This is a genomic window from Bacillus ndiopicus (genome assembly GCF_000612805.1).
Classification (GTDB): Bacteria; Bacillota; Bacilli; order Bacillales_A; family Planococcaceae; genus Metasolibacillus; species Metasolibacillus ndiopicus.
Genome location: NZ_HG964409.1, coordinates 17,126 through 32,160 on the forward strand (window position 1 = coordinate 17,126; position 15,035 = coordinate 32,160).

Here is a 15,035-nt window from a genome sequence, read left to right on the forward strand (position 1 = left end):
TCACTGATAACATAAGAGCGCTCCATTTGCGAGCGCTCTTTAACTAAAGGAGAATTGTAGTGAACGAGCAACAATTTATTGAAGCATTGAAGGCAAAGGGCATTGAGCTGACAGATGCGCAGATTGCCCAATTTAAAAAATATTTTGAGCTACTCGTAGAGTGGAATGAAAAAATGAATTTAACGGCAATCACTGATTTAGAAGGTGTTTATTTAAAGCATTTTTATGATTCCATTAGTGCCAGCTTTTATTTCGATTTTACAAAGGTGACATCTGTTTGTGATGTAGGCGCAGGGGCTGGTTTCCCAAGCCTGCCAATTAAAATTTGTTTCCCTCATTTAGAAATCACAATCGTTGATTCATTAAATAAACGAATTACGTTTTTAAACCATTTAAGTGAAGAGTTAGGCTTGAAAAATGTTGAATTTGTTCATGCCCGTGCAGAGGAATTTGGTCAAAATGCTAAATATCGCGAAAAATTTGATGTAGTAACAGCTCGTGCAGTAGCTAGACTTTCAGTTTTATCAGAGCTATGTGTTCCACTTGTTAAAGAAGGGGGCCAATTTGTCGCACTGAAAGCAGCAGCAGGTAAGCAGGAATTAGCAGAAGCCAAAAAAGCTATCACAACGTTTGGTGCAGAGCTTAAAAAGGAATTTTTATTTGAGTTGCCAGTAGAAGAAAGTGAGCGCACTTTATATGTTTTTAATAAAGTAAAGTCGACGCCGAAAAAATATCCTCGTAAGCCAGGTGTTCCAAACAAAACGCCAATTCAATAACCAATTATGCCTCGGCTAACTATAGTTTAGATTTTTCTCAAGTTTACTAGTGGAAGTTAACTTAAAATCGTCACTATAGTCTCTTTTCAAAATCTATGTCATTCTCTAGAGACTTTGAGCTAATAGGATGTAGTGTTCCACTGATTTAAGATAAATCTCGTAAGTAATTTGTATGTTTGATAGATATTTTATCGTTTTCAAGCATACATAATGATAGTAGGCATTAATTAATGATAGAATACGTAGATGCGAAGTTGATTCCAAACTATGTACATTTCAACTTGAATAATCAATAATATTGATAGTGAGTAAGAAGTTTCTTAAAGGTGGTGCCACTCGGATGAAAAGTCCTTTTTCACGTTTTTTCGGAGGCGGAAAAGAGTCTGAAGTAAAAAGTGAAGTAGCAGCTATAGAAGAAAAAAAGGCTACAGAAGAAGTAGTGAAAATCCCTATTGAAAAGATTATACCGAATCGTTTTCAACCTCGTACTGTATTTGACGATGAAAAAATCGAAGAATTGTCAAGAACCATTCATATACATGGTGTTATTCAACCAATTGTAGTACGTAGACGAAATGGCGAGGATGGCTATGAAATCATTGCAGGTGAGCGACGTTATCGTGCAATGAAAAAATTACAATGGATTGAAGTACCTGCTATTGTACGACAGCTAAACGATAAAGAAACAGCTTCAATAGCATTAATTGAAAACCTACAACGCGAAGAGTTAACAGCAGTTGAAGAAGCATTAGCATATCAGCAATTACTTGAATTGCATTCATTAACCCAGGAGGCGCTTGCACAGCGTCTAGGAAAAAGCCAATCAACCGTAGCAAATAAGCTACGTTTATTAAAGCTTCCTCAATTTGTACAAGAGGCGATTTTAAAACGTGAAATTACAGAACGACATGCACGTGCCCTAATTGCAATTAAGGATGAGCAATTACAATTACAGCTAATTACAGCTACGAAAGAATATGAATGGAACGTACGTCAGCTTGAAGAGCAAATTCAACAATTGCTATCTCCATCTACTGAGGAAGAGCCTGTAAAAAAAGAAAAGCCGAAGCGTAAAGCAATTAGTAAGGATGTACGCATCGCTTTAAATACAATTAAACAATCTTTAACAATGGTTACGAAAAGCGGTATCCAACTGAAAACAGAAGAAGAAGATACTGAGGAGTACTATCAAATCACTGTTAAAATTCCGAAGAAAAAATAATTTATCAATTATACCTTTGCTAACTTTATCCGCATTAACGGACAGTAGTTTTTCTGCGACGAGTAACTGCAGGAGTACAGACGCCGACATTAAGATTTGAGAAAAAAAGGAATGGATGGCGACAACTTTCCGTAAAGCCCGATTGGTGAAAGCTAACAATCAGTAGGGATGAGAAAAAGCCCAACTAATTGAAGTTTCACTTTCTGTCTAGTGAGTTTTAGAAAATCTATGACATTTGCCAGAGGTTAAATCAAAATGTGAACTCTCACCAACTTTAGGTGGGAGTTTTTTTGTTAGAATAGTAGGATAACTTTAGGAACTACGCGTAAATTTTGATAGAATACCTTTAAAGAGTATTTACGATATTTAATATTGATTTGTAGGAAGTAGGTGGGATTATGGGAAAAGTTATTGCAATTGCTAACCAAAAAGGTGGTGTCGGCAAAACAACAACATCTGTAAACTTAAGTGCCTGTTTAGCTTATTTAGGAAAAAGGGTACTGTTAATTGATATCGATCCACAAGGCAATGCAACAAGTGGCACAGGTATAAATAAAGCAGATGTACATGGTTGTATTTACGACGTCATTATTGATGATGAAGATATTACGACTAAAATTTTACCAGCGCAAGTAGAAAACTTATTTGTTGTACCTGCAACAATTTCATTAGCTGGTGCAGAAATTGAGCTTGTATCAGCTATTTCACGTGAAGGAAAATTAAAGAATGCGCTACAGCCAATACGGCAAGATTATGATTACATAATTATCGATTGTCCACCATCACTCGGTTTATTGACAATTAATGCATTAACAGCGTCTGATTCAATTATTATTCCTGTACAATGTGAATATTACGCATTAGAAGGTTTAAGTCAACTGCTATCGACAGTTCGTCTTGTGCAAAAGCATTTAAACCAACAACTAATGATAGAAGGCGTCCTTTTGACAATGCTTGATGCACGGACAAATTTAGGGCTGCAAGTAATAGAAGAAGTAAAAAAATATTTTCAGGATAAAGTATATAAAACAATTATTCCACGTAACATTCGTTTAGGAGAAGCACCGAGCCATGGAAAGCCTATTATTTTATATGATGCAAAATCAAGAGGTGCAGAAATGTATGTAGAGCTAGCAAGGGAAGTGATTAAAAATGGTTAAAGGTTTAGGTAAAGGTATTGGAGCACTTTTTCCAGAGGAGGCAGTACAGCAAGAAGGGAATGTGCAACAAATTGCTATTGATAAGCTTGTAGCAAACCCATTCCAGCCTCGAAAGCTTTTTCAAGATGAGGCCTTAGAAGAACTTGCACAATCAATTAAAGAACATGGGATTATCCAGCCTATTATTGCACGAAAAAAGGGGCGGAAATTTGAAATTATTGCAGGCGAACGTCGCTACCGTGCCGCGAAACTAGCTGGTTTAGCTGAAATTCCTGTAATCGTAAAAGAAATGACTGAGCAACAAATGATGGAAGTAGCTATATTAGAAAACCTACAGCGTGAAGATTTAACACCAATCGAAGAAGCTGAAGCGTATAGTAGCTTAATTGAGCAATTGAATTTCACGCAGGAAGACTTAGCGAATCGTCTTGGGAAAAGTAGACCACATATTGCAAATCATATTCGTTTATTACAACTACCAGAAGAAATTCGAGCATTAGTAAATGACGGCTCATTAACGATGGGGCATGGCCGTACATTACTTGGTTTAAAAAATAAAAGGCAGATTGTTGAAGTTGCAAAAAAGGTTATTGCGCAACAATTAAATGTGCGACAACTAGAAGCCCTTGTTCAATCATTAAATGAAAATGTTTCACGTGAAACAAAAACACCAGCACGTGATATTTTTGTACAGGCTACAGAAGCACAACTTCGAGACTATTTCGGAACAGGCGTACAAATCAAAAAACAGAAAGACAAAGGAAAAATAGAAATTGAATTTTACTCTGATGAGGATTTAGAGCGTATTTTAGAAATTTTACGTTTAGAGCGCACTGAATAGAGAGAAGGTAAAGATGATTTTATTAGGTTCATTAATAAATGCTGTGCTAATTATAGCTGGGGCATTTATTGGCAGACTGTTTCGTAATATTCCAGAAAAAATGAAGGAAACAGTTATGTCTATTATCGGTTTAGCAGTTGCAGTTCTAGGTATTCAAATGGGCTTTGCGAGTGGCAATTTTGTCATTGTTATTATTAGTCTTGTTGTTGGTACGATGATCGGTGAATGGATTGATTTAGACAAATGGTTTAACAAATTTGGTAAATGGGTTGAGTCGTTATTTGGGAAAAATAGTAGTGGGTCTATTGCTGAAGGCTTTGTGACAGCGACGCTCATTTTTGTCATTGGCTCTATGGCAATACTAGGTGCGCTTGATAGTGGTTTACGTAATGATCATGATATTTTAATTACTAAAGGTATAATTGATGGTTTTACATCAATTATTTTAGCCTCTACTTTAGGGATTGGTGTTTTATTATCTGCTATACCCGTCTTTATTTATCAAGGAATTATAGCTATTTTTTCTGGTGCGATTAGCCAGTATATCCCACAGGAAGCACTTGATTTATTTATTCAAGAAATGACGGCAACTGGCGGTATTATGATTTTAGCAATTGGTTTAAATATTACAGGTTTAACGAAAATTCGAGTAGCCAATTTGCTGCCAAGTATTTTGTGTGTGGCTATTATTGTAGCTGGTATGTTTATTTTTCAATAAATGGCGTTGCCAAGCTAGCTGCAGCGAACGAGCAATTTTTTCACTCATGCTATATGTTAAATGAAGACGAGTGTTTTGTAATACTTGTGCTTCCATAAAGCCTCCAATGTTGACGATGCCCTTAATGGAAATGTCACCAATTGGGGGTAATTGTTTTTTTACAGCCTTTCCTGGAAAAAGTGGGCCATTTTCTACTATAATATTTCCTATGCGGTTTTTTTCGCTCAAGCAAGCGTCGATTGCTACGATAAATGGAGGTTCAGCTTGTGCTTGTAAATCATTAAATGTATCTAGTAAATTTAAAGCATGTAATGGCTCTTCTAATGTCCCAATAACATCAAAAGGGAATGCATAGCTTTTCGTCAGCAGACTACCGATTAATGGTCCAAGTGCATCGCCGGTTGAGCGATCCGTTCCAATACAGCAAAAGACGAGCTGACTATGCTCAAAGGGGATTGTTTGTAAAAAGATGTCACTCAGTTTCCATACTGCACTTGATGCTTCATAATGAACAGAATGATTATACATTTGTTTCACTCACTTTCTAAAAATACGTTATATTTGTGAAGTATACTCAGTTTATTAGTTTCTTATACAAGGAGTGAAAAAATGGGATTAAATTATTTAACGGCACCAACAGTAGATTTAAATGGTTTAGCACGCATTAGCCAAAAAGCGTGGAAATACGTAACAAGTGAAGAATTATGGGATTTTATTTTACTCGCTTCTATAAAAATAATTGCCATTATGACAGTGTCCTATATTGCAGTTCGTGTTGGAAGAAAGATTATTGAAAAGATTTTCGTTGTACGTATGCGTTCTCCTCTAAATCACTCAGAGCGACGCCAAAAAACAATATTAAAATTATTGCAAAGTGTTTTATCATATTTAGTATACTTTTCTGCAATAATGGGTGTTTTATCTGCGCTCGATATTCAAATTGCGGGGTTACTTGCAGGGGCTGGTATTGCGGGCTTAGCAATTGGTTTCGGTGCACAAAGCTTAGTAAAAGACGTTATTACAGGTTTCTTTATTATTTTTGAAGATCAGTTTGGTGTGGGCGATTATATTAAAATTAATGGAGCAGAGGGAACCGTACTGGAGATTGGCTTACGCACAACAAAAGTAAAGGGCAATACGGGTGAGCAATTTATTATTCCAAATGGTTCAATTACAAATGTGACAAACTATTCAATCAATCATTCAAAATTTATGATTGATATGCAATTAAATATAGATGCTGATATTGAAAAGGCAGAAAAGCTAATTACAGCTTATTTAGAAGGATTGCCACAAAAATATTCAACATTAACAAATGTCCCTGTCTTTTTAGGTGTTCAAAATGCGACTAGCGATGAAATCACTGTTCGCATTATAGCAGAAACATTACCATTAAAGCAGTGGACGATTGCTCGAACAATTCGTCAAGATGTGAAGGACTTATTAGAGCAAAATGGAATACCTACTCCATTCCCGAAAATGATGCTGTATGATCGTGTCATGGGACGAGAAATTGAAGGGAGAGAATAGAGTTGGAAGTAAAGGCATTTGAATTAAATGATATCGTTGAAATGAAAAAGCAGCATCCATGTGGAACAAATGCGTGGAAAATTATTCGTTTAGGAGCTGATATTCGCATTAAATGTGAGGGCTGTGGACATAGCGTATTGATTCCTAGACGTGAATTTGAGAAAAAGATGAAAAAGATTATTAAAAAGGCAAATGAACAATAATGCAGTTAGACTTTTAGACGTATTATCAATATAATAGAAAAGGCTATCAACTTAAGTAAAATGAACTGAACATAGAAAGGTTGTGTCATATATGGCATTAACAGCTGGAATCGTCGGTTTACCAAACGTCGGCAAATCAACGCTATTTAACGCTATTACTAAAGCTGGCGCACTTGCTGCCAACTACCCGTTCGCAACAATTGATCCGAACGTAGGTATCGTAGAAGTACCAGACGCACGTTTAAATAAATTAACAGAATTAGTAGAACCGAAAAAAACTGTACCAACAGCATTTGAATTTACGGACATTGCAGGGATCGTAAAAGGTGCTTCAAAAGGTGAAGGGCTTGGAAACAAATTTTTAGCACATATTCGCGAAGTAGACGCAATTTGTCAGGTAGTACGTTGCTTTGAAGATGAAAATATTACGCATGTAGCAGGTACAGTAAACCCAATCGATGATATTGAAGTCATCAATTTAGAGCTTATTTTAGCTGATATGGAATCTGTAGATAAAAGATTGCAGCGCGTATCGAAAATGGCAAAGCAAAAAGATAAAGAAGCATTAATTGAAGAGCCAATTTTAGTAAAGTTGAAAGATGCACTTGAAGCTGAAAAACCAGCACGTGCAGCGGAGCTTTCAGACGATGAGCTAAAGGTAATTAAAGGTCTACATTTATTAACAATTAAACCGATGCTATATGTTGCAAATGTATCTGAGGACGAAGTAGCAGATGCGGATAGTAATAAATATGTTCAAATGGTACGTGAATTTGCAGCAGCAGAAGGCGCACAAGTTATTACAATTTGTGCGAAAATCGAAGAGGAAATTTCGGGATTTGACGACGAAGAAAAAGCAATGTTTTTAGAGGAGCTAGGCATTCAGGAATCAGGCTTAGACCAATTAATCCGTGCTTCTTATGATTTATTAGGACTTGCTACATACTTTACGGCTGGCGTACAAGAAGTACGTGCATGGACGTTCCGTAAAGGTATGAAGGCACCACAATGTGCAGGTGTTATTCACACTGACTTCGAGCGCGGGTTTATTCGTGCAGAAACAGTATCCTATGATGATTTAGTTGAGCTAGGCTCAATGACAGCAGCGAAAGAAGCTGGAAAAGTACGTTTAGAAGGTAAAGAATATATTGTGCAAGACGGCGATATTATGCTATTCCGTTTTAACGTTTAATAAAAAAAGAGTTGCCTCATATGGCAACTCTTTTTTAGCCCATTTTTAAAAATCCTCGCAACTCAATCCCTTAACTATTTTAAAAATCATATAATATAAAACTTCATATTTATATGTATTAAGCATGGATAAAATAACTTTCTTAGAAAATCATTTTCGTCTGCCAAATCAATAATATTTAATTGGTAATAAGTGAATTTAATAAGTATTGCCCATCTTTTTGGGAGAATTCAAAATAAATTGCGATATTATGCTGACCAAAACCGACTGTTATAACGTTGTTTTCTAAATGATGAAATCGATATTCTAAAATGCTGTAATCAACGTTTAAAAAATTTTGTTCATAACCATTCTCAAAGATAAAAGCTTTTTTCTCATGATCTATTGCTACATTAGAATCTATAACTGTTTCAAGATAGTTAAAGTCTAAATTGTTCATTGCTTGAATGATTCTAATAGAAAGATTCAATGTTTCCTTCAATTGGGTAGATGGCAAATTAGGTCTTTCCTCTAGTTGCTTTTTTAGTTCTTCATTTTGTTGAATCAATACATTTAATTTACTTTCATTATCGTTGCTTGTTTGTTGGTTCGTATCTTCTTTATTTGAACATCCCGCTAAAATGAATAATACAATAAAAGCAATTCGTATTTTTTTCATGATAAATTCCCTTTCGTTTTATCAAATTCTAAAAATTGAAGAAGATTGCTATAAACAAAATGTACATAGAGACTGATAGAAAGTCACTTACGATTAAAATTCACCATTAGCCTCGTTTAATATACATATAGTTTCGGTAACTTCGGGTCATCCTTGACAAGCGCATTATTCGGAAATTTTCGAAGCTCTTTATACATCGCAAAATCCCCGACCGCACCTGCGATTAATAAAGCACCAGTAATGACTAGCGCAAAACTTTCCATATAAAATCCTAGAATAGTTGGGAAAACACCTGTTGTCCAAAATGGCAATAATAAAGCTTTTTTCATTGCACTATTGGTCAAGGGTTTTATCGTTGTTGCATAAGCAATGCCAAGCTTTAAATTAACGCCATAATTAAGCTCTTTGTACTTTGCCCCGCCGAACACCATAAAGCCAATTAAATGAAATACTTCATGTAAAATGATGAAAACAATATATAAAACAGCCATCGCTAGCATTGATAAAAGTGAAAAATTCGTTTGCCCATAAATGATTTTATAAATAATAGTAAAAACAACACTGAAGCCAATCGTTAGCCAAAGATTCAGCTTTGCTATTTTCATCATATTCAACTCAATTATTTTAGGCTGCTCTTCTGTCATATGACCACTCCTAACTTAGTAATCATTTTAACGATGAAATGATAGCATGTCGAATAAAGTGAAATTTTAAGTAATTTGATTTCGCCTCAAGTCTTGGCGAGGATGTCTGTGTGCACTCCTGCGATTACTCGTCGCAGTAAAAACTACTGTCCGTTAATGCAGGATAATATAGAAATATATTGCATACACTTTCCAAACATGCTATAATTCACAGTTGTGAGTAATACAAGTTACTTACTCCTTGCTCCCTATAATTATAGGAGAGCCCAAGTCCATAAGGAGGTGCAAAACAAAGATGAGAAAGTATGAATTAATGTACATCATTCGTCCGAACATTGAAGAAGAAGCGAAGAAAGCTTTAGTAGAGCGTTTCAACGAAATCTTAACTTCAAACGGTGCTGAAATCGTCGAAGCAAAAGACTGGGGTAAACGCCGTCTAGCTTACGAAATCAACGACTTCCGCGAAGGTTTCTACCAAATCGTGAAAGTAAACGCTGGTACAGAAGCAATCAACGAATACACTCGTTTAGCAAACATTAGCGAAGACATTATCCGTCATATCGCTGTTCGCGAAGAAGAAAAATAATTTTTAACCATAATGCTGAAAAGGAGGCTGTGTACCGATGATTAACCGTGTCGTACTAGTAGGAAGACTGACAAAAGATCCAGAACTTCGTTATACACCAAGTGGAGTTCCTATGGCTCGCTTTACAGTTGCTGTAAATCGAACATTTTCGAACCAACAAGGTGAACGTGAAGCTGACTTCATTAGCTGTCTTGCTTGGCGCAAACAAGCCGAAAATTTAGCGAACTTTATGCGTAAAGGAAGCTTGATTGGCGTTGAAGGGCGTATTCAAACAGGTAGCTATGAAGGACAAGACGGAAAACGTGTTTATACAACTGATGTTGTAGCAGATGCAGTACAGTTCTTAGAACCACGTAGCGGTGGCGCATCACAAGGTATGCAAAATCAACCATATGGTGGTAATAATTATGGTGGGGGACAACCAAACTATAATAACCAGCAATATGGCGGTGCTCCTGCGCAAGATCCATTTGGCTCTTATCAGCAGCAGCAGCCACCACAAAATCAGCAAAATTATACACGTATGGATGAAGATCCATTTGCAAACAGCAAAGGACCAATCGAAGTATCAGAGGACGATTTACCGTTCTAATGCTTCCATCCACTAAAAAAACTATTAAAGGAGGACAACGCTAATGGCAGGACAACGTCGCGGAGGCCGCAAACGCCGTAAAGTTTGTTACTTCACTGCTAATAACATTACGCACATCGACTACAAAGATGTAGATCTTTTAAAGAAATTCATCTCTGAGCGCGGTAAAATTTTACCACGTCGCGTAACTGGTACAAGCGCGAAGTATCAACGTAAATTAACTTCAGCTATCAAAGTATCTCGTATCATGGGATTACTTCCATTCGTAGCAGAAGATAAATAAGATAATTAAAAGTACAACAATGGTTGAATGACCTTTGTTGTACTTTTTTTATTAATATAAAATCTTTTTGATTAAAGGGTTTTTCAACCTCTGTACCAACCTTCTTCAAAATCCAATTGTAACGCTTTTCCGAATTGAACCCCGAATGATATGAAAGCGGCACCCCAAGCAGTAATTAAATTGTTATCTGTGACTACCAATTCCCCAACATAATTTTCTTCCTCAAAGTAAGGAGATTGTTTTCTCAGTTCCTCCGAGAGTCCAACTGTGTATTTTTTGCCCTTTAACAATCCTGCTTTTGCTAAGAGATATGGTGAACTTGAAATAGCTGCTGTAACAAAGTTTTTTTGGGATGAAATCCTTTGTATAAAGCTTGAATAATCTTGAATGTCTATTATTTTGTCGATATACATACATCCTGACAGTAGCAGACTATCGTATTCCTCAGGTTGAATATCATCAATAGTTAAGTCAGGTAAACAGGTAAGGCCAGATTCCCCAATAATGGGGTCTTTCGTTAAGCCGATGAAAGATACAGGTTTCCCACCCTGCATTAAAATAGATAATGCTGTAGTTAATTCATATTCACTGAAATATGGATATAGAAGTATAGCTGTTTTTTTAGTCAATTTTTTAGTCTCCTTAATTTTATGGTATTGCAAAAATAAGATATAAAATTATCTATAGATAATAGTAGATATTTCATCCTTAATTGATTATATATAGGTATGTAAAATATCTCAATTTTTCTAATAATTAAACACCCTTACTATATCAAGTGAATAGTCATAAAGTTATTGAGTTATACAAGGGATATAGGCAATTCAACATTTGATTCAGCAAAAAACTCCCACCTCTACGGGTGATGAGATGAATGATATATTTTCTTTTCTATAGTTCAGTGGGTGTCCAAATACTCACTGAAATAGAGGAACTCAGTCTAAATGCGCCACATCCTTGTGGCAACGACTGAGTGACCAACATCACGTTGGCCCAAACGCCCCGGCGGATGTCGCAGATTTTTGAAGAGGAATTTTTCGAGCTTGCTCGAAAAAAATCTGGACGCAATTACGTTAAGGCGTAATTGATTAAGAATACGAAAAACCAATCATTTGTTCGATTTTGTCCTTTTGTTTGCAACATGAAAAGATGATACAATAGAATAATGAGGAAGTGTAGCTCTGATAGTTAGTGTTGTAACTTACACACCTACAAATACTAAAGAAAAGTTTTAAATGATAGAAGGAAGGTTCTTCATGCCCAATAATCAAACAAAAAAATTAGTGCAAAGTAGCATTGTAATCGTCCTGTTTACAGTTATTATGCTCGTTGCTTTTTATGTGCCGATTGTCAGTATAGTCGCGATGGGGTTTGCGCTCTTACCTATTGCGTGGCTTGCTGCAACATATAATAGAGCTAATGCAATTGCTGTAGCTATTGTTGCAAGCGGCATTACATTTATCTTTGGCGGCATTATGATGTTCCTAACATCGCTAATATTTGCTGTAGCAGGTTTAGCAATAGGTGATGCGATACGAACAAAAAAAAGCAAAATATACTTATTCATATCAACAGGTATAGCTCTGTTATTTACATTTTCCATTTTATATGTAGCACTCGTAAAGTTTTTCAATATTGACTTTGTGAAGCTTGGTCTAAGTATTGCAAAAGAAAGTTATAGACAATCATTAAAAGTTGCTGAACAATTTTCTCCGCAGCAGGTGCTTACACCAGAAAGATTAGATGAGACGTTCCGAATAATGGAGACGGCGATGCCATCTACGATTACGATTTCTGTTTTTATTTTAACGTTTGTACTTATTTCAATTAACCTGCCATTATTAAAGCGCTTCGGAATAGATGTTCCGAAATTTGCAGCGTTTAAGACGATGCGTTTGCCTAGAGCTGTGCTGTGGTATTACTTAATTACACTTTCTATTAGCTTATTTGTACAACCGGATATAGGAACATTTTTATATGTTGCTACACTCAATGTATCTGCTGTATTATGGCTACTATTAACATTGCAAGGTCTATCATTTATCTTTTTCTTATTAGATGAGTATAAATCACCAAGCTTTTTAAAGGGCGTAGTTGTATTACTTGCATTGCCGCTTTACTCATTTATTATTTTGCTCGGTATTATTGATTTAGGCTTTCCTATGCGTGAGTATGTTAAGGATAAAATCCAGAAAAAATAAGGAGCTGTTACAATGGATATGTTTAGAAAACGATTAATTCGTTATCCACTTTTTCTTATATCTTTGTTAGTGCTAGTAGCAGCTATTTTATTATTTTTATGGAATATGTGGATTGCGATTGGTTATATATTAGCAGCGATTGGTGGACTTTTTTACGTTTGGAAAATTGAAAAGACAGCGTACATTGAAACAGAAAAGCATATTGAAAAGCTTTCATTTCGAATGAAAAAGGTTGGAGAGGAAGCCTTTCTAGAACTGCCGATAGGGATTGTGCTAATCAATAAAGATTACAATATTGAATGGGCAAATCCCTTTATGCTTAATATTTTAAGCACTGACTCACTAATTGGAGAAGAATTGTTCACTATTTCTGAGGATTTGTATAGCATTATGCAACCGGAAGAAAAGCGGGAGCTAACAGTGACAATTGGTGAACGTAAATATCGGACATATTATAAAGAAACAGAAAAGCTCTTATATTTCTTTGATGTAACAGAGCAAGTAGAAATAGAAACTCAATACTTTGCTGACCGTACAGTTATTGCGATTTTATTTATTGATAACTATGATGAGCTGACACAGGCAATGGATGACCAAACGCGCAGTTTAACGAATACGATGGTTACGTCTATCGTCAATGAATGGGCAGCATATCACGGAATATATGTGAAACGTGTATCTTCAGATCGTTTTTTAGCGGTGTTAAACGAATCCATTTTATCTGAGCTTGAAGTAAAGAAATTTGCGGTTTTAGATATGATACGCGAGCGAACATTGCAAAAAAATATGTCGCTAACTCTTAGCATTGGTGTTGGGGCTGGTTCGTCATCGCTAGTTGAGCTAGGAGAGCTAGCGCAATCTAGCTTAGATTTAGTATTAGGGCGAGGTGGCGACCAAGTAGCAATAAAGCAGCCAAGTGGGAAATTGCGTTTTTATGGGGGCAAAACAAACCCTGTTGAAAAGCGCACACGCGTAAGAGCGCGTGTTATTTCACATGCGTTAAGAGATTTAATCCAAGAAAGTGATCAAATATTTGTTATGGGACATAAGCAGCCTGATATGGATGCAATTGGTGCAGCAATTGGTGTACGTAAAATGGCTCAGATGAATAAAATTGAAGGCTTTATTGTTGTTAATTTTGAAGATTTACATGGCAGTGTACAAAGGCTGATGTCGGAAATAGAAAGCAAGTCCGATTTTTATCCACGCTTTATTTCACCCGATGAAGCATTGGCAAAAATGACACCAAAATCATTATTAATCGTCGTTGATACGCATAAGCCAAGTCTTACTATTGATGAGCGTCTTTTCAATAAAGTTGATAAAGTTGTTGTTATTGACCATCATCGCCGCGGAGAGGAATTTGTGACGAACCCAACACTCGTGTATATGGAGCCATATGCATCTTCAACAGCCGAGCTTGTAACAGAACTGCTAGAATATCAGCCGAAAAATGAAAAAATTACACCATTAGAGGCTACAGCGTTGTTATCGGGCATTATTGTCGATACGAAAAGCTTTACACTTCGAACGGGGGCACGTACGTTTGAAGCAGCCTCTTATTTAAGGACACATGGTGCTGATACAATATTAGTTCAACAGCTTCTAAAAGAGGATGTTGATACGTATATTGAGCGCTCAAAAATTGTTCAAACAGTTAAATTTGCCTTCCCAGGAATTGCAATTGCCCACGGGGAAGATGGGCGTGTGTATAATTCTGTCATCATCGCCCAAACAGCCGATATTTTATTAACAATGAAAGATGTTTCAGCCTCTTTCGTTATTGCGCATCGAGCTGATGGTTTAATAGGTATAAGTGCAAGGTCTTTAGGTGAAACAAATGTCCAGCTCGTTATGGAAAAACTCGGTGGCGGAGGACATTTAACGAATGCAGCAACACAACTAGAGGCGCATTCAATAGATGAAGCTAAAAAATATTTAATTGATGCTATTGCAGAAGTAATTGAAGGGAGTAATGAATAATGAAAGTTGTATTTTTAAAAGATGTAAAAGGAAAAGGTAAAAAAGGTGAAATTAAAAATGTAGCAGATGGCTACGCACAAAACTTTTTAATTAAAAATGGCTATGCTGTAGAAGCAAACAATCAAGCTTTAAGCCAATTAGAGGGTCAAAAGAAATTAGAAGCAAAAAACGCGGCTGCTGAGCTACAAGCTGCAAAGGATTTAAAAGAAAAAATCGAGTCTTTAGAAGTAGTAATTAAAGCGAAATCAGGAGAAGGCGGACGCCTATTCGGCTCTGTATCTACAAAGCAAATTGCAGACGAATTGCAAAAAGCACATAGTATTAAAATTGATAAACGCAAAATGGAGTGCAACGACGGTATCCGTTCTTTAGGTTATACAAATGTACCAGTAAAGCTTCACCAAGAAGTAAAGGCTACGTTAAAAGTACACGTTATTGCTGAATAA

18 protein-coding genes are annotated in these 15,035 nt (G+C 36.2%); 14 read left to right on the top strand and 4 right to left on the bottom strand.

Features of this window, described 5'->3' with window-relative positions:
* The first annotated feature begins 59 nt into the window (after positions 1 to 59).
* The 5 genes from rsmG to TY13_RS16575 all read left to right on the top strand — a co-directional run bounded on the left by rsmG (position 60) and on the right by TY13_RS16575 (position 4,717).
* Positions 60 to 776 carry a 16S rRNA (guanine(527)-N(7))-methyltransferase RsmG gene (gene rsmG / locus TY13_RS16555; protein ID WP_042478383.1) on the top strand — a complete coding sequence of 239 codons (717 nt, stop codon included), beginning with the start codon at positions 60 to 62 and terminating at the stop codon, positions 774 to 776.
* 340 nt (positions 777 to 1,116) lie between these two features.
* Positions 1,117 to 1,998, top strand: a complete 882-nt coding sequence (gene noc / locus TY13_RS16560; RefSeq protein WP_042478385.1) for a nucleoid occlusion protein — start codon at positions 1,117 to 1,119, stop codon at positions 1,996 to 1,998.
* A gap of 398 nt (positions 1,999 to 2,396) precedes the next feature.
* Positions 2,397 to 3,158, top strand: a complete 762-nt coding sequence (locus TY13_RS16565) for a ParA family protein (protein ID WP_042478387.1) — start codon at positions 2,397 to 2,399, stop codon at positions 3,156 to 3,158.
* Positions 3,151 to 3,999 carry a ParB/RepB/Spo0J family partition protein gene (locus TY13_RS16570; RefSeq protein ID WP_042478388.1) on the top strand — a complete coding sequence of 283 codons (849 nt, stop codon included), beginning with the start codon at positions 3,151 to 3,153 and terminating at the stop codon, positions 3,997 to 3,999. The genes TY13_RS16565 and TY13_RS16570 overlap by 8 nt, the downstream gene beginning before the upstream one ends.
* 13 nt (positions 4,000 to 4,012) lie before the next feature.
* Positions 4,013 to 4,717 carry a DUF554 domain-containing protein gene (locus TY13_RS16575; protein WP_042478390.1) on the top strand — a complete coding sequence of 235 codons (705 nt, stop codon included), beginning with the start codon at positions 4,013 to 4,015 and terminating at the stop codon, positions 4,715 to 4,717.
* On the opposite strand, the gene yyaC is transcribed toward TY13_RS16575, so the two are convergent.
* Positions 4,634 to 5,245, bottom strand: coding sequence for a spore protease YyaC (yyaC, locus tag TY13_RS20310; protein ID WP_074432977.1), 612 nt, complete (start codon positions 5,243 to 5,245; stop codon positions 4,634 to 4,636). The genes TY13_RS16575 and yyaC overlap by 84 nt on opposite strands.
* Positions 5,246 to 5,326: 81 nt before the next feature.
* Between yyaC and TY13_RS16580 the strand changes: the two genes are divergently transcribed.
* From TY13_RS16580 to ychF, 3 genes are all read left to right on the top strand, one after another.
* Positions 5,327 to 6,247, top strand: a complete 921-nt coding sequence (locus TY13_RS16580; protein WP_042478392.1) for a mechanosensitive ion channel family protein — start codon at positions 5,327 to 5,329, stop codon at positions 6,245 to 6,247.
* A gap of 2 nt (positions 6,248 to 6,249) precedes the next feature.
* Positions 6,250 to 6,450: a DUF951 domain-containing protein gene (locus TY13_RS16585; protein WP_042478394.1), complete on the top strand. Its 201-nt coding sequence runs from the start codon at positions 6,250 to 6,252 to the stop codon at positions 6,448 to 6,450.
* Positions 6,451 to 6,541: 91 nt separating this feature from the next.
* Positions 6,542 to 7,642 (top strand): redox-regulated ATPase YchF, encoded by a 1,101-nt coding sequence (gene ychF / locus TY13_RS16590; RefSeq protein WP_042478396.1) that lies wholly within the window; start codon positions 6,542 to 6,544, stop codon positions 7,640 to 7,642.
* A gap of 178 nt (positions 7,643 to 7,820) precedes the next feature.
* On the opposite strand, the gene TY13_RS16595 is transcribed toward ychF, so the two are convergent.
* Positions 7,821 to 8,300 carry a hypothetical protein gene (locus tag TY13_RS16595; protein WP_042478398.1) on the bottom strand — a complete coding sequence of 160 codons (480 nt, stop codon included), beginning with the start codon at positions 8,298 to 8,300 and terminating at the stop codon, positions 7,821 to 7,823.
* Positions 8,301 to 8,416: 116 nt separating this feature from the next.
* Positions 8,417 to 8,944, bottom strand: a complete 528-nt coding sequence (locus tag TY13_RS16600) for a DUF3267 domain-containing protein (RefSeq protein WP_042478400.1) — start codon at positions 8,942 to 8,944, stop codon at positions 8,417 to 8,419.
* A gap of 295 nt (positions 8,945 to 9,239) precedes the next feature.
* Between TY13_RS16600 and rpsF the strand changes: the two genes are divergently transcribed.
* The 3 genes from rpsF to rpsR are packed head-to-tail and all read left to right on the top strand — an operon-like array spanning position 9,240 to position 10,405.
* The gene (rpsF, locus tag TY13_RS16605) at positions 9,240 to 9,530 is read left to right on the top strand and encodes a 30S ribosomal protein S6 (RefSeq protein ID WP_042478403.1); all 291 of its coding nucleotides are present in this window, start codon (positions 9,240 to 9,242) and stop codon (positions 9,528 to 9,530) included.
* Positions 9,531 to 9,567: 37 nt separating this feature from the next.
* A complete protein-coding gene (ssb, locus tag TY13_RS16610; protein ID WP_042478405.1) occupies positions 9,568 to 10,122 on the top strand; it encodes a single-stranded DNA-binding protein in 555 nt (184 codons plus the stop codon).
* A 43-nt stretch (positions 10,123 to 10,165) separates the two neighbouring features.
* Positions 10,166 to 10,405 (top strand): 30S ribosomal protein S18, encoded by a 240-nt coding sequence (gene rpsR / locus TY13_RS16615; RefSeq protein ID WP_042478407.1) that lies wholly within the window; start codon positions 10,166 to 10,168, stop codon positions 10,403 to 10,405.
* A gap of 83 nt (positions 10,406 to 10,488) precedes the next feature.
* Here the strand turns inward: rpsR and TY13_RS16620 are convergent, their stop codons facing one another.
* The gene (locus TY13_RS16620; protein ID WP_042478409.1) at positions 10,489 to 11,034 is read right to left on the bottom strand and encodes a DJ-1/PfpI family protein; all 546 of its coding nucleotides are present in this window, start codon (positions 11,032 to 11,034) and stop codon (positions 10,489 to 10,491) included.
* 627 nt (positions 11,035 to 11,661) lie between these two features.
* Here TY13_RS16620 and TY13_RS16625 point away from each other — a divergent pair.
* The 3 genes from TY13_RS16625 to rplI are packed head-to-tail and all read left to right on the top strand — an operon-like array spanning position 11,662 to position 15,035.
* Complete coding sequence (locus TY13_RS16625; protein ID WP_042478411.1) at positions 11,662 to 12,606, top strand: YybS family protein; 945 nt, start codon at positions 11,662 to 11,664, stop codon at positions 12,604 to 12,606.
* A gap of 12 nt (positions 12,607 to 12,618) precedes the next feature.
* Complete coding sequence (locus tag TY13_RS16630; protein WP_042478412.1) at positions 12,619 to 14,589, top strand: DHH family phosphoesterase; 1,971 nt, start codon at positions 12,619 to 12,621, stop codon at positions 14,587 to 14,589.
* Positions 14,589 to 15,035 (top strand): 50S ribosomal protein L9, encoded by a 447-nt coding sequence (rplI, locus tag TY13_RS16635; RefSeq protein WP_042478414.1) that lies wholly within the window; start codon positions 14,589 to 14,591, stop codon positions 15,033 to 15,035. Before TY13_RS16630 ends, rplI begins: the two co-directional genes overlap by 1 nt.

What these genes read in the sequence shown, in the direction of transcription:
- noc (WP_042478385.1), top strand. Translation starts at nt 1,117, where the DNA reads ATGAAAAGTCCTTTTTCACGTTTTTTCGGAGGCGGAAAAGAGTCTGAA.
- TY13_RS16565 (WP_042478387.1), top strand. Translation starts at nt 2,397, where the DNA reads ATGGGAAAAGTTATTGCAATTGCTAACCAAAAAGGTGGTGTCGGCAAA.
- TY13_RS16570 (WP_042478388.1), top strand. Translation starts at nt 3,151, where the DNA reads ATGGTTAAAGGTTTAGGTAAAGGTATTGGAGCACTTTTTCCAGAGGAG.
- TY13_RS16575 (WP_042478390.1), top strand. Translation starts at nt 4,013, where the DNA reads ATGATTTTATTAGGTTCATTAATAAATGCTGTGCTAATTATAGCTGGG.
- yyaC (WP_074432977.1), bottom strand. Translation starts at nt 5,245, where the DNA reads ATGTATAATCATTCTGTTCATTATGAAGCATCAAGTGCAGTATGGAAA.
- TY13_RS16580 (WP_042478392.1), top strand. Translation starts at nt 5,327, where the DNA reads ATGGGATTAAATTATTTAACGGCACCAACAGTAGATTTAAATGGTTTA.
- ychF (WP_042478396.1), top strand. Translation starts at nt 6,542, where the DNA reads ATGGCATTAACAGCTGGAATCGTCGGTTTACCAAACGTCGGCAAATCA.
- TY13_RS16595 (WP_042478398.1), bottom strand. Translation starts at nt 8,300, where the DNA reads ATGAAAAAAATACGAATTGCTTTTATTGTATTATTCATTTTAGCGGGA.
- TY13_RS16600 (WP_042478400.1), bottom strand. Translation starts at nt 8,944, where the DNA reads ATGACAGAAGAGCAGCCTAAAATAATTGAGTTGAATATGATGAAAATA.
- rpsF (WP_042478403.1), top strand. Translation starts at nt 9,240, where the DNA reads ATGAGAAAGTATGAATTAATGTACATCATTCGTCCGAACATTGAAGAA.
- ssb (WP_042478405.1), top strand. Translation starts at nt 9,568, where the DNA reads ATGATTAACCGTGTCGTACTAGTAGGAAGACTGACAAAAGATCCAGAA.
- rpsR (WP_042478407.1), top strand. Translation starts at nt 10,166, where the DNA reads ATGGCAGGACAACGTCGCGGAGGCCGCAAACGCCGTAAAGTTTGTTAC.
- TY13_RS16625 (WP_042478411.1), top strand. Translation starts at nt 11,662, where the DNA reads ATGCCCAATAATCAAACAAAAAAATTAGTGCAAAGTAGCATTGTAATC.
- TY13_RS16630 (WP_042478412.1), top strand. Translation starts at nt 12,619, where the DNA reads ATGGATATGTTTAGAAAACGATTAATTCGTTATCCACTTTTTCTTATA.
- rplI (WP_042478414.1), top strand. Translation starts at nt 14,589, where the DNA reads ATGAAAGTTGTATTTTTAAAAGATGTAAAAGGAAAAGGTAAAAAAGGT.